Genomic DNA, 13670 nt, shown 5'->3' with positions numbered 1-13670 from the left:
TTATTTAATCTCGTTACGCCAATAAAAACAATTAGTTGCTGGTTATTCCGCTACTTGTAATGCAATTATTAATCGTTGCCATATCTGTAGGAAAACCGCGCTCTTTTGCGAGTAATTGTGCCACCTTGGTTATATCTGCATGGTTGTGTTGTTGAAGATACGTCCACTGGTGATGTGTACGATGCTCATTTATGTGCGCATCGTCGCTTATTAAGCCAAGTTTAGTAAATTCAGCCACTATTTCATCGGCTGCGATTAAGGTAGATGACGCTTTTACATTTTCGGCTCGTGCGTAGCTAATATGCGAATATAAGCTAACATCTGCGACGCGCAAGGTGTCGTCTTCTCCTGGGATTTGCTGGCCACCAAACAAGGCATTGTTTTGCGTGTTGGCATTTTTAAATGCGGGAACAAACTCGGCTACATAATCAATGGCTTTTTGACTACGTGCTTTTAATACCTGCTGATCCCACCCATTGTTTATGTAATTTAAATATTTAGCTGGCAACAGCGGCTGTGCACTTTGCTCGTTGGTATCGGCTAGGCCATCGTTAAACAAGGTAATTGAGTTGGTCATACCATGAATTTGATAATAGCCATTAGGGTACGGCGTTAGTTGTGCCATGCCCTCTGGCGTGCCACGGTTACCATAAATAATAATTTCTGGAATTTGCCCGCCAGCGCCTTGCCAATGCGTAATGTAAGAGGCTTTAAATTCGACCATACGTTTGGCCTCTACGCCTACCATGTCATCTACAATACCGGTTTGAAAGCCACAGGCATTAATAAGGTAGTCTACCTCTACGGTTTGCGTAGAGTCGCTTTGGTTGTTTTGGTATTCAATTTTCCAGGTTGGCGATTGGCTATTGGCTCTGGTTTGCTCAGCTTGGCTAACTTGCTTTACCTCTGTGCTGGTAAGTACATTAGCGTGTTCGTACTGGGCAAGCGCAAGTTGGGCGCTGGCCGATAACCTAAAAATATTCCACCCGTATTCTTGAGCAACAATTAGCGGGTATTTTACTTTGTTTAAGTTTAGGTGCTTAGCAACAGGGATCATCCACTCATCTAGTGTTTTAGGCTCTGCAACCTGCTCTTTTTTACTCAAGGTTATCATTTGCTCATGGCTATAAAGCTGATAGTAATTATCAGGCTCGCCAAGAACTTTATTATTATGATCTTGTTCAATTAAGTTTTTATATGCGTTAGTAAGCTTGTTTAACCTTGGCAGTAAATCATCCGGTGAATCATCATCACGCGTTGGCACAGCAAATACAGTTGGGCGTACATCTATGCTGTAAGGATATAGTCGTAAAATATCAATACATTGTTTAAGTAAATCTATACAGTCTTGATCTGGAATTTCACGGTATAAATTACCACCGGCGTGCAGATGACACATAGGAGGGCCGTCAATAAGTGACTTTTTTTTCTCAAATATAGTCGTTTTTATGCCCAATGCCGCAAGGCGAATCGCAATTGTTGCCCCTGCAATTCCCCCACCTAAAATACCTACACGGGTTTTAAGCAGAGCACTTTTTGGTAGATCTGATTCGGCCTTAACTTGCGTATTATAAGCGTAGTTCTTAATAAATGGGTGGGTCATGGTATTTGTTATTTCCTTAGTAACAATAGCACTGTGTAATTAGCGTTATATATGCATACAAGGTGTGTATTTCAAGGCGCTAAACATATTTATTAAACCGGTGTATTTAATATATAAACTGCTTTGTATATTTATAAAATTACAAAGCAGTATAGTTTAGGCATTTATAGCAAGTGCAGTAAGAAGGGTTTTATAAATTTGTAATTTAGGGGTTTGCTCGGTATAGGGGCTTATAGCAAGCAGCGGGAATGGTAAGCGTGTTTTTAGTGAATCTAGGTTTGCTTGGTATTCATCCATAGTGGCATCAACTTGGTTTGCAATCCACCCTACACAATTAATCCCTAAGCTTTGCATGTGTGCAGCAGTGAGTAAAGCATGATTTATACAGCCTAGTTTCATCCCCACCACTAATATTACGGGTAGTTGCTCTGCTTTTACCCAGTCGTATAAATATTCGTTGTTATTAATAGGTAATGCCCAGCCGCCCGCGCCTTCTGTTAACAGGTAATCGGCACCTTGCTGCTTAACATGTTGATAAGCCGTGCTGAGCTTTTCTACTGTTATGTTTAGTCCCGCTTGCTCTGCAGCAATGTGCGGAGCTATTGGCGGCGCAAATGCAAATGGGTTAATTATGTCGTATTTAGCACTGACTGTGGCACTTTCCATTAGCATTAGTGCATCTGCGTTTACGAGCTGCTCAAACGCCATTTCACACCCAGAGGCAATCGGCTTAAAACCTATTGCGCGCTTTTTATGTTGCGCGAGTAACTTTAACAGCAAACTGGTTACATGAGTTTTACCGGCGTCGGTATCGGTACCGGTAATAAAAAACTGGTTCATGGCATGGCCTTATTATTTTTACTGGGCTTTTTCTAATGATAACAATACCACATGGTAAGATACATGGGCTTTATTGTTTATAATCGGATAGGCATCACATACTTTTTGCAGCGCTGATTTGGTTAATAAACCACGACGACTTGTTGCATGATTTTGTGTGGTGGCACCAATGGCTTTAATCGATTTTATAGCCGCTAATGCACTGCTGTGCTGATCGGTATAGATGACTTTTTTTGATGCGTTGATCTTAAACCCGGCCTTTTCAACCGATTGGTTTATATTATTATGGCTTGCAAACTGATTAATATGATTATGTGAATCAAGCACTGCAAAGGCGGTTTTGATCTCGTTTAATGACCCTGCAACAACCGTACTAATATAGGCTTGCCCGCCTGGTTTTAATGCTTGGTAAAGCGAGTGCATTAAGGCTTCTAAATTAGCAGACCACTGCAGCGCAAAATTACTAAATAGCACGTCAATACTGTTAGCTTGCAGCGGTAAGTTATCCATGTCGGCGCACAGTTTTGGGGTGTTTAAATTACTGCTTTTTAGCATGTTAAAACTCAAATCTATGGCAACAACTTGGCCAAATAATGTCCTTAAAGCCTGAGTATTAACAAGCGGCCCTGCGCCTAGGTCAACACAGAGCTTATTAGGGTTTGCACTAATGAGTTTAAATAAATCATTTGCCGCTTGTTTTTGCACATTGGCATGCTGGCTGTAACTGTTTGCTGCCTTTGAAAAGTTATGCGCTGTTGTTTTTTTTAAAACCTGAGCAGCTAAACACACAGTTGTAGGGCTAAGTGGCTTAGTTTTAATTGCCTGCGGGCTTATCATGAAATGACCTTTTGTAAGCTACCAACGAGTTGTTTTATATCGTCATGGGTGTGGGCTGCACTTAAGGTAATACGCAAACGCGAGGTATTGTGTAAAACAGTTGGCGGGCGAATAGCCGTTAGCCAAATGCCCTGCTGCTTTAGTTGCTCACTGGCTTTTAACGTTTGCTCGGCGCAGCCTAAAACAATTGGCTGAATCGCGGTATTAGAATTCATTAACGCAATGTGCTGCTCTTTTGCTAGGCGTTTAAACAGCGCAATATTAGCGTTTAATTTAGCTCGCTTGTCGTTGGCGTCTCTTATGCTTTTAATACGCGCCAAAGTATGAGCGGCAATAAACGGTGACATAGCGGTTGAGTAGGTATAATCACGATTAAACTGCAGCATGTAATCTATAAAATGCTGCGAACCTAATACGCACGCCCCACTACTAGCAACCGCTTTACCAAAGGTGATCACTAAAATATCGGGCAAGGTGTCGGCTGCAATTAAGGCTTCACAACTGCCTAGCCCCGATTTTCCTAAAGCACCAAAACCATGGGCATCGTCTATCATTAGCCAGGCGTTATGCTGCTTTGCTAAGGTAAATAGCGCTTTAATTGGCGCGGTATCACCATCCATGGAGAACACACCCTCAGACACAATGAGCTTATTGCGCGCTTTTGATTTTTCTAGCCGTGAGCGTAAATGGTTTATATCGTTATGGTTAAAGCGTATTAACGCGGCGTTGGCGTGTAATGCGCCATCAATTAAACTGGCGTGATTGAGTTTATCTTGAAAAATCGCACTGTGTTGCGCTGTCGCTTTATCTTGAAACAAGGCTTTAATCACACTGCTATTTGCGCTAAAGCCCGAATTAAACAACATGCCTGCTTCATAACCCAAAGCACTACATAAAGCTTGCTCAAGCGCTTGCTGTGGTTGTTGATAACCCGTCACTAATGCTGAACTGTGGCTACCGAGTAATGGCGCGCTGGTTAATTCCACCGGCGAATCGCCAAACCCTAAATAATCGTTACTCGCAAAGTTAAGGTAGGTTTTATCATTAACCGTAATAGTGCGCGCTGTTGCGCTTTGTACTACATAGCGTTTACGCAATAGCTGCTGTGCTTTGCGTTCATCTAAATGGGTGTTTATAAATTCAAATGACATAAATGCTTTAACCTTCAACGCAATACTTTAAACCATTAGCATAGTACTGAGCACTTTACGCTTCGTAAAATAACTCTGCGGTTGCTTTATCAGCCACTTGCGATGACAAAGACGCAGCAACGGCTTCATCAGAATAGTCTTCGGCTGTTTCTGGGTTCATCCCGAGCTTTTTAATTAATTGCATGTCGGCATCGGCTTCTGGGTTTTCGGTAGTAAGAAGTTTATCACCATAAAATATAGAGTTAGCACCGGCAAAAAAGCACATTGACTGCATTTGTTCGTTCATTGCTGTGCGCCCTGCTGATAAACGTACGTAGCTATGGGGCATCATAATACGTGCTGTGGCAATGGTACGAATAAACTCAAACTGATCTAAGTCATCAACGTTTTCAAGCGGTGTCCCTTTTACCTTTACTAGCATATTAATTGGCACGCTTTCGGGCTGCTGGGGTAAATTAGCCAACTGCATTAATAAGCCATAGCGGTCGCTTGCTTGCTCACCCATACCGACAATACCGCCGGAGCAGACTTTCATACCAGCGTCTCGCACATTGCCTATAGTATCAAGGCGGTCTTGAAAGGTACGAGTTGATATAATTTGCTCATAGTATTCAGGTGAAGTGTCGAGGTTGTGGTTATAGAAATCAAGCCCTGCACTGCGCAGTGCATGGGCTTTTTCGTTATTTAACATGCCTAAAGTCATACAGGTTTCAAGGCCAAGGGCTTTTACTTCTTTTACCATTTGCGAAATGTATGGCATATCTCTGTCTTTTGGATCTGACCATGCAGCCCCCATACAAAAACGAGTGGCGCCTTTTTGTTTTGCTAACCGTGCTTGCTCTACCACTTTTTCCACTTCTATTAGGCGCTCGCGTTCTAAATCAGTTTTGTAATGACCCGATTGCGGGCAATATTTACAGTCTTCTGGGCAGGCACCGGTTTTAATAGATAACAACGTAGAAATTTGTACTTCGTTTGGATTAAAATTAGCGCGATGCACAGAGGCTGCTTTAAATAATAAATCGTTAAATGGCATTTCAAATAAGGCTTTCACCTCACTGTGGGTCCAATCGTGTCGAACTGTTGCAAGCTCCATAATACTCTCTTTTATTTTTTGCTCTTGGTGTTATTGGCTTAGAATACGTATTGCCGTACCATTGTCAACGAAGCTCACTTAGTTAAAGTTTACATATGAATAAAAAACAAACGATAGACCTCGATTTTGATCGTCAGCACATTTGGCACCCCTACACCTCAATGACACAACCTATTCCGGTTTACCCCGTTACACATGCAAGTCACAACCTTATTCACTTAGAAACGGGCGAACAACTCATTGACGGTATGGCCTCATGGTGGAGTGCTATTCACGGCTATAACCATCCGGTTTTAAATGAAACGATGCACGCCCAGATAGATAAAATGAGCCATGTAATGTTTGGTGGCATAACCCACCAGCCAGCAGTAGAGCTCTGTAAAAAGCTGGTAGCGATAACGCCAGAGGGATTAACAAAGGTGTTTTTAGCCGACAGTGGCTCAGTAAGTGTGGAAGTAGCTATAAAAATGGCGCTGCAATATTGGTTAAGCCAAGGGGTTACAACAAAACAAAAATTAATGACCCCGTTTAAAGGCTACCATGGCGATACGTTTGCAGCGATGAGTGTGTGCGATCCTATTAATTCTATGCATAGTTTGTACGCTGGTTTTTTGCCTGAGCATATTTTTGTGCCTGCCCCTATTAGCCAATTTAATAGTGCGTTTAATCAAGCTGAGGCCGATGAACTCGAAAGCTATTTTTTAAAGCACCACCAGCAAGTCGCCGCGTTTATTATTGAACCTATTGTGCAAAACGCCGGGGGGATGAATTTTTATCATCCTGAGTATTTAGCCTGTGTGCGTAAGCTCTGCACTCAATATAATGTGCTGCTTATTTGCGATGAAATTGCCACCGGATTTGGCCGCACCGGCAAATTGTTTGCTGTAGAGCATGCCAATATAGAGCCCGATATACTGTGTATAGGTAAAGCGCTGACTGGTGGCGCAATGACCCTTTCGGCAACCATAACTAGCGACAAAATAGCCACAGGAATCAGCGAAGGAGAAGCTGGGGTTTTGATGCACGGACCTACATTTATGGGAAATCCCCTTGCCTGCGCTGTTGCCTGCGCCAGTATTGATTTATTACTAAGCCAAAACTGGCAACACCGTATCAGCGAAATGAATACTCAATTACAGCAGCTGCATAAATGCCAAGCGCTCAGCGCCGTGGCGAATGTACGTACTTTAGGAGCTATTGGCGTAGTAGAGCTAACAGAAGAGGCTGGTAGCATTGATGTCGCTAAAATTCAGGCTTATTTTGTATCTCAAGGAGTATGGATACGCCCCTTTGGTAAGCTAATTTATCTAATGCCACCGTATATAAGTGACAAAAACAGTATTCGCGCTTTATGTGATGCTATTTATAACGCCATAAAAGGTAAACATTACGTATAGGTAGGTTAACTATTATTAAGGGTTACGTTAAAATTTATGCAAATAATTAGTTTGCTGCCTATTCGTCCCAAAACATTGGTATTTTTAGCCCTGACCTGTCATTTAGTGTGTTGATCTGAGTGATCTTTAGGGATATGATAATGCCTATCATTTACAATAACATTTATGGACTCACTTGCTATGAAAATATTACTTAAGCCTGCCAAGACATTAAGTGCAAGTTTTTTACTCGCCTCTGCGATTTTTGCACAACCGGCACTTGCTAATGGCCCTATTGGTGAGCATGTTAATCACCTTCAAGCTAATTTAAAAACTTACAATGAAGACGTTGAATGGATGATCTCTAAAGTCGATACCATGGTAAGCGATTACGAGAAAAAAGGCGCAAAAGCTGTCAATAGTGATGATTTGGTTGAGTACTGGGAGTCAGTTAAATTCCACAGCGCAATAGAAACTAATTACGTGCCTGTCTATGCCTCTATTTGGCAAGGTTTGTATGGCATAAAAATGGCTATCGATAATAAAAAACCAGCGCTAGAAGTACGCAAACAACAACAAGCAATGAATAATGCCCTATGGCAAGGATTAGGCGCAGTTAAACTGGCGGCTAAGTTTCAACAAAAAGGGTTATTAGATAGCGTTAAAGCAACAGCAACCAAAGAAATGACGCAAAGCGCGACTATCGACGAAATTAAACATAAATTAGACCGAGTGGTCGCTAAATATGCAGAACGTTTAAGCGATGAAGCCACCAACATAGTGCACGATACTTACCTACATTTATTTGAAGGTGTTGAAGGTACACTAATTGAACAAGACGCGAAGTTAGTAGAAGTTCTAGAAAAAGACTTTAACGTAACACTTCCACAAGCAATTTCTAATAATAAAAGTGTTGATGAAGTTCGTGATGTGGTTGTTGATATGCAAACCAAACTAAGCCGCGCTCAAACGCTGATTGAAAAAGCAGAAAAAGCACGTAAGGATGTATTTTAAGTGAAACGCAGAACCTTTATTCAAGGCTTAGCTGCGTTAGGGGTAGCGGGTGTTTTACCGCTATCGCTTTCACGCGCTTTTGCCGCTGATATTGCTATTGCAAACCCCGTGTCTGTTGATACATTGCCTAAATTAAAAGGTGCATTGACGCTTTATTTAGGCCGTGGTGAAGGTGGCTTATACGAAAACGTATTACAAGCCATTCAAAAAAAGAACCCAGATCTTGACCTTGTCATTCGTCGCGGCCCTACCGCAGCGCTTGCCAACACTATTGTTGCCGAAGCAAATGCAGGGGTAAAACGTGCCGACTTATTTTGGGCAGTCGACTCTGGGGCAATTGGTTTAGTTACCGATGCGGGCCTTGCCAAGCCCATGCCGAGTGATTTATCAGCGCAATTACAGCCACAATTTAGATACGATGAATGGGCACCTGTTACTGGCCGTATTCGTACTTTACCCTTTAATACCGATCGCTTAACCAAAGAGCAAATTCCAACGAGCATTATGGACATTGCCGACAGTGATTTAAGTATTGGTTGGGCGCCTGCTTATGCTTCTTTTCAATCGTTTATTACTGCTATGCGACTTTTAGAAGGTGATGATAAAACGGCTAAGTGGCTCAAAAAAGTTAAAAAACGTTCTAAAACCTACGCAGGTGAACTCGGTGTGGTAATGGGCGTTGAACGTGGTGAAGTAGACATTGGTTTTGCTAATCATTACTACACGCTGCGCTTAAAATCAGGTAAGCCAGATGCAAAACTTGATTTAGCCTTTACGCAAAATGATGCTGGCTGTTTAGTTAACGCTTCAGGTATTTTATCGTTATCTGAAGACCCACTGGCAATCAACTTTATGCGCTATTTACTTAGCATTGAAGTGCAAAGTTATTTAGCAAGCGAAGCCTATGAAATCCCTTTGGTTAATGGCATTACTCAACCCGATGGATTGCCTAAGTTAACCAGTATTTCGCCACCTAAAATTGATTTAACCCAGTTGGCTGATTTACGCCCAACTATAGATTTAATGCGCAGCAGCGGCGTTTTATAATGCGAATACCTACATCTTACCCAATGGCGCTGCTTGCAGCGCTAGTGACCCTGACTCCTATTTTTGTTTTAATTACGCTTGCCTCTGACGCAAGCTCTTTTTTTGATAGCCATAATTTAACTATTTTAGGCAATACCCTGTCGTTAATGGGATTAACTGTATTAGGTTCAATTTTAATTGGTGTGCCCTTGGCATTCATTAGCGCCTATGTGCAGTTACCGTTTAAAAAGTTTTGGCTGGTGGTGTTTGCAGCCCCGCTTGCTATTCCCAGTTACATTGGCGCTTTTACGCTTTATGCTGCATTTGGTCCCGGCGGTGAAATAAACAACTTACTTGGTTTTGAAACCCCTTCTATGTATGGCTTAACGGGAGCCGCCATTGTCATGACCTTGTATACTTTTCCGTTTGTTATGATGACTACCCGTTCGTCTTTACTTAGTTTAGATGCCAGTATGGTCAACGCTGCTCGCACACTGGGTATGTCGATGACGCAAAGCGTATTTAAAGTTATTTTACCCCGCGTAATAAATGGCATTGCTGCAGGGTCATTATTGGTTGCGCTGTATACCTTATCTGACTTTGGTACTCCCGCAATGATGCGCTTAGATACGTTTACCCGTGTTATTTATGTGGAATACAATGCTTTTGCCTTAAGCCGTGCGGCTATGTTGTCACTGCAACTGATGGTGATTGTTGGCTTTTTATTAATGATTGAATCACAGATAAAAACCGCCTCAGAGCGTCAAGGTCGTTCGCTTATTTTATTCCCTAAAAAATGGCAACTAGGCGCTATGTTTGCCACCTTTGCGCCTATTTTATTACTCGCTATTGGCCTACCTTTAGCAGTATTTACTTTGTGGTTAGTGCGTGATGGCTTTAGCTCGTTTGATTTTAGTATTGCCTGGCATTCAACTTACGCTTCAGCCATTGCCGCTATTGTTACGGTTATTGTTGCCATTCCGGTTGCCCATGCGGCTTTAAGTGGTAAGGCCGGTAAAGTAATGGAACGCGTTACTTACTTTGGTTTTGGTATTCCGGGTATTGTGATGGGCACAGCGCTTGTGTATGGCGGCTTACAACTACCCTTTTTATATCAAACGCTGGGCTTATTGATTATTGCTTATATGCTACGTTTTTTACCACTTGCGGTAGGTTCTGTGCGTACCAGCACCGAGCATCTTGACCCAAGCTTGGTAAAATCAGCGCGGGTCTTAGGCGCAAGCCCGCGCGAAGCCTTTACGCGTATTACTTTACCCCTGACTATGCGTGGTATTATTGCAGGTGGCGCCTTGGTCTTTTTAGAGTCAATGCGTGAATTAGAAGCCACACTTTTATTAGGCCCCACTGGCTTTGAAACGCTATCTACCTACTTATGGCGTGTTTACGAAGCCGGTTATTTTGGCCGTGCTGCTATTCCTGGCTTATTGTTGGTGGTGATTTCTGCGGGTGCTTTAGCTATTATGATGTCTGGCGAAAAACGCAACCAGTTTGAACATTAAGGATTTATAAAAAATGCTATCTGTAAGTCAGTTGTCTATAGATTATGGCAGTAATCGTGTTGTTAGCGATTTAAATTTCACCTTAGGTGAAAGCGAAATATTAATGCTTGTTGGTCCAACAGGTTGCGGAAAAAGTACTATTTTACAAGCGTTAGCGGGGCTTTTACCGATTAGCGAGGGTGAAATTAAAGTCGCTAAATGGACAGCGACACCAAAGCATACTGTGGCGCCTGAAAAACGCAGCGTAGGTATGGTGTTTCAAGACTTTGCGTTGTTCCCTCATTTAACAGTTGAACAAAACGTATGTTTTAAACTTAAAGACAGCAGCCCTGCCGATCACTGGCTAAAACTTCTTGGTTTAGATGCATTTAGGCATAAAAAACCAGCCACACTGTCAGGCGGGCAAAAGCAACGCGTAGCATTAGCGCGTACCCTTGCCCACCAACCTGACTTTGTCTTACTTGATGAGCCGTTATCTAACCTTGATGCTGCCTTAAAAGATATGTTGCGTTGGGATATACGCAACGCATTAAAAGAAGCTGGTGTACCGGCAATTTGGGTAACGCACGATCAAGAAGAAGCGCTTTCGGTGGGCGATCGTGTGGGTGTTTTAAAAGGCGGTAAAATACAACAAATTGACACCCCAGAGCAGTGTTTTAGTACCCCAAACAACCGCTTTGTGGCCCGCTTTTTAGGTGAAGCCAGCTTTATAAAAGGAACCCTAAATAACGGCCAAGCGCTTACCGATATTGGTAATATACCTGCAAACGGCGTTGATTGTGACACTGGTGAGGTAGAAGTTTTACTTCGTCCAGATGATGTATTATTAGTACAAAGCAGTATTGGTAATAATGGTGAAGTAATTTGGGTACGCTTTGAAGGCGGTAGCCGTTTATGCGCGGTTAAACTTGCATGCGAAACCGTGGTAACTAGCCGAGTAAGCCATGAGGTGGTTGTACACCCAGGTGACAAGGTACATGTTTCGCTCAGTACATCTCATCCCCTAGCGGCATTTAAAAGCTAGCGCGTAATAACACGAGTAGTTTTATGCAAAAGCCCTAATTTTGGGCTTTTCTTATAATTACCACTCAAACATGTAGGCCATTTTACTAATGGTTTTAAGCGGTATGTTATGGCTGTTGCGCTTGGCATATAAGTGCTGCATTGATTTGTCTTTTACTTCACCAACAATCACTTCTTTTACTTGATACCCTAAAGCTATCGCTGCTTGCGAATAGGCAATGAATTCCCACTTTTTAATGTTAGTGTTATCAACAATAACCAGTTCAATACCTTGTGCTAACGCGTTAATAAAACGTGCTAGGTTTAGGTTATGATATTGCGATAATTTAAACTTATCGAAATGATATTCACCCTGCTCGTTTACAAAGTAATCATCTGTTGAGCAAATAAAATAATTGCTTTCATCTGCGCCCGATAATTCGTCAGCGAGATTTTGCGCATAATATGACTTACCACTGCCTGGCAGTCCTCGTAAAATAAAAACTTGTTTCATAGCATCCATTTTTTATTAATGGTAAACGTAAATTTGGTTTGTTTACTAATAATGCCACAAATTGATGAATTTTCAGAGTAACAAATGGTAATAGTGGCCATTTAACACTAAAAACTGGTTAAAAAAACCGCGCATGACTAAAAACTTTTAAAGAGTTGCCCACAACAGTTTTTTTATTTTACTTTACTAGGTATTATACAAGGTTCAAGTGCAGTGACCTTACATACATAAATGCATGAGTAACGCACAATTAATTTATATAGTTAGGCAACTTATATCATTGGAGTGAAGATGAGCCATTTAGCGATTTCAGAGCTATTAAAAGGCAATGTTGCGGTAGACAGCCAAGTAACCATTAAAGGCTGGATCCGTACACGCCGCGATTCAAAAGCAGGAATATCATTTTTAGCCGTTCATGACGGTTCGTGTTTTGATCCTATTCAAGCGGTAGTTCCTAATTCACTGAATAATTATGATGAAGTTACAAGCTTAACAGCAGGCTGTTCTGTGTCGGTTACCGGTGTATTAGTACAATCAGCAGGACAAGGGCAATCTTTCGAAATTCAAGCTAACTCAGTGACTGTGTTAGGTTGGGTTGAAAATCCAGATACTTACCCAATGTCGGCTAAGCGCCACAGCATTGAGTATTTACGTGAGCACGCTCACCTTCGCCCGCGCACCAACATGATTGGCGCAGTAACGCGTGTACGTAACTGCTTAGCACAAGCGATTCATCGTTTTTATCATGAGCAAGGCTTTTACTGGATCAGTACACCAATCATCACAGCCAGTGACTGTGAAGGTGCGGGTGAAATGTTCCGCGTATCAACCCTTGATATGCAAAACCTGCCAATGACAGATAAAGGCGAGATTGATTACAGCGAAGACTTTTTTGGTAAAGAAGCATTCCTAACGGTATCTGGCCAGCTAAACGGTGAAACATATGCATCAGCTATGTCAAAAATTTACACCTTTGGTCCTACGTTCCGTGCAGAGAATTCAAATACATCTCGCCACTTAGCTGAATTTTGGATGGTAGAGCCAGAAGTTGCGTTTGCTGATTTAGAAGATATCGCAAAATTGGCTGAAAACATGCTTAAGTACGTGTTTAAAGCCGTACTTGAAGAACGCCGTGACGACATGGAGTTTTTTGCTCAACGTATCGAAAAAACAGCGATTAGCCGTTTAGAAGAATTTGTTGAAAAAGACTTCGCACAAGTTGATTACACAGACGCTGTAGAGATTCTAAAAGCGTGTGGCAAGAAATTTGAGTACGCTGTTGAATGGGGTGTAGATTTACAGTCTGAGCACGAGCGTTACCTAGCAGAAGAACACTTTAAAGCACCGGTTGTTATTAAAAACTACCCGCGCGATATTAAAGCATTTTACATGCGTCAAAACGAAGACGGCAAAACTGTTGCGGCTATGGACGTAGTAGCACCTGGCATTGGTGAGATCATTGGTGGTTCACAACGTGAAGAGCGTCTTGATGTATTAGATGCACGCCTTGACGAAATGGGCTTAAATAAAGAAGACTACAGCTGGTACCGCGACCTACGTAAATACGGTAGCGTGCCACACTCTGGCTTTGGTTTAGGGTTTGAGCGCTTAGTTGCTTATGTTACCGGTATGGGTAACGTACGTGATGTAATTGCATTCCCTCGTACTAAAGGCAGCGCAACGTACTAAGC

General features: G+C 42.1%; 12 protein-coding genes. 6 read left to right on the top strand and 6 right to left on the bottom strand.

Translation table 11 applies throughout. The features are described from left to right. Positions 1-31: 31 nt before the first annotated feature. From N523_RS0112425 to bioB, 5 genes are all read right to left on the bottom strand, one after another. Positions 32-1603, bottom strand: coding sequence for an FAD-dependent oxidoreductase (locus N523_RS0112425; protein WP_028835214.1), 1572 nt, complete (start codon positions 1601-1603; stop codon positions 32-34). 156 nt (positions 1604-1759) lie between these two features. Next, on the bottom strand, positions 1760-2443 hold the full coding sequence (gene bioD / locus N523_RS0112420) for a dethiobiotin synthase (protein WP_028835213.1): 684 nt from the start codon (positions 2441-2443) through the stop codon (positions 1760-1762). 18 nt (positions 2444-2461) lie between these two features. Continuing rightward, complete coding sequence (locus N523_RS0112415) at positions 2462-3280, bottom strand: methyltransferase domain-containing protein (RefSeq protein ID WP_028835212.1); 819 nt, start codon at positions 3278-3280, stop codon at positions 2462-2464. Continuing rightward, complete coding sequence (locus tag N523_RS0112410) at positions 3277-4431, bottom strand: aminotransferase class I/II-fold pyridoxal phosphate-dependent enzyme (RefSeq protein ID WP_028835211.1); 1155 nt, start codon at positions 4429-4431, stop codon at positions 3277-3279. Before N523_RS0112410 ends, N523_RS0112415 begins: the two co-directional genes overlap by 4 nt. 55 nt (positions 4432-4486) lie before the next feature. Then, positions 4487-5527: a biotin synthase BioB gene (gene bioB / locus N523_RS0112405; protein ID WP_028835210.1), complete on the bottom strand. Its 1041-nt coding sequence runs from the start codon at positions 5525-5527 to the stop codon at positions 4487-4489. A 95-nt stretch (positions 5528-5622) separates the two neighbouring features. Here bioB and bioA point away from each other — a divergent pair, with 95 nt between their 5' ends. The 5 genes from bioA to N523_RS0112380 all read left to right on the top strand — a co-directional run bounded on the left by bioA (position 5623) and on the right by N523_RS0112380 (position 11487). Continuing rightward, the gene (bioA, locus tag N523_RS0112400) at positions 5623-6924 is read left to right on the top strand and encodes an adenosylmethionine--8-amino-7-oxononanoate transaminase (protein ID WP_028835209.1); all 1302 of its coding nucleotides are present in this window, start codon (positions 5623-5625) and stop codon (positions 6922-6924) included. 180 nt (positions 6925-7104) lie between these two features. Beyond that, a complete protein-coding gene (locus N523_RS0112395) occupies positions 7105-7917 on the top strand; it encodes a hypothetical protein (RefSeq protein WP_028835208.1) in 813 nt (270 codons plus the stop codon). Continuing rightward, complete coding sequence (locus tag N523_RS0112390; RefSeq protein ID WP_028835207.1) at positions 7918-8964, top strand: extracellular solute-binding protein; 1047 nt, start codon at positions 7918-7920, stop codon at positions 8962-8964. After that, positions 8964-10463: an ABC transporter permease gene (locus N523_RS0112385; protein WP_013464979.1), complete on the top strand. Its 1500-nt coding sequence runs from the start codon at positions 8964-8966 to the stop codon at positions 10461-10463. Before N523_RS0112390 ends, N523_RS0112385 begins: the two co-directional genes overlap by 1 nt. 13 nt (positions 10464-10476) lie before the next feature. Beyond that, positions 10477-11487, top strand: a complete 1011-nt coding sequence (locus N523_RS0112380; protein ID WP_028835206.1) for an ABC transporter ATP-binding protein — start codon at positions 10477-10479, stop codon at positions 11485-11487. 57 nt (positions 11488-11544) lie between these two features. Here N523_RS0112380 and N523_RS0112375 read toward each other — a convergent pair whose 3' ends face one another. Then, positions 11545-11979 (bottom strand): AAA family ATPase, encoded by a 435-nt coding sequence (locus N523_RS0112375; RefSeq protein WP_013464982.1) that lies wholly within the window; start codon positions 11977-11979, stop codon positions 11545-11547. A gap of 291 nt (positions 11980-12270) precedes the next feature. On the opposite strand from N523_RS0112375, the gene asnS reads away from it, so the two are divergent. Next, on the top strand, positions 12271-13668 hold the full coding sequence (asnS, locus tag N523_RS0112365) for an asparagine--tRNA ligase (RefSeq protein WP_013464983.1): 1398 nt from the start codon (positions 12271-12273) through the stop codon (positions 13666-13668). Positions 13669-13670: the final 2 nt, after the last annotated feature.

The sequence above is a fragment of the Pseudoalteromonas sp. 23_GOM-1509m genome (assembly GCF_000518425.1).
Taxonomy (GTDB): domain Bacteria; phylum Pseudomonadota; class Gammaproteobacteria; order Enterobacterales; family Alteromonadaceae; genus Pseudoalteromonas; species Pseudoalteromonas tetraodonis.
Note: the sequence above shows the minus strand (reverse complement) of the source record. Positions and strands in the feature narration are given on the sequence as shown.

Bases quoted from the DNA above. Each gene is read 5' to 3' on its own strand.
- bioD (WP_028835213.1), bottom strand. From the start codon at position 2,443: ATGAACCAGTTTTTTATTACCGGTACCGATACCGACGCCGGTAAAACT.
- N523_RS0112410 (WP_028835211.1), bottom strand. From the start codon at position 4,431: ATGTCATTTGAATTTATAAACACCCATTTAGATGAACGCAAAGCACAG.
- N523_RS0112375 (WP_013464982.1), bottom strand. From the start codon at position 11,979: ATGAAACAAGTTTTTATTTTACGAGGACTGCCAGGCAGTGGTAAGTCA.
- N523_RS0112380 (WP_028835206.1), top strand. From the start codon at position 10,477: ATGCTATCTGTAAGTCAGTTGTCTATAGATTATGGCAGTAATCGTGTT.
- bioB (WP_028835210.1), bottom strand. From the start codon at position 5,527: ATGGAGCTTGCAACAGTTCGACACGATTGGACCCACAGTGAGGTGAAA.
- N523_RS0112425 (WP_028835214.1), bottom strand. From the start codon at position 1,603: ATGACCCACCCATTTATTAAGAACTACGCTTATAATACGCAAGTTAAG.
- asnS (WP_013464983.1), top strand. From the start codon at position 12,271: ATGAGCCATTTAGCGATTTCAGAGCTATTAAAAGGCAATGTTGCGGTA.
- N523_RS0112385 (WP_013464979.1), top strand. From the start codon at position 8,964: ATGCGAATACCTACATCTTACCCAATGGCGCTGCTTGCAGCGCTAGTG.
- bioA (WP_028835209.1), top strand. From the start codon at position 5,623: ATGAATAAAAAACAAACGATAGACCTCGATTTTGATCGTCAGCACATT.
- N523_RS0112395 (WP_028835208.1), top strand. From the start codon at position 7,105: ATGAAAATATTACTTAAGCCTGCCAAGACATTAAGTGCAAGTTTTTTA.
- N523_RS0112415 (WP_028835212.1), bottom strand. From the start codon at position 3,280: ATGATAAGCCCGCAGGCAATTAAAACTAAGCCACTTAGCCCTACAACT.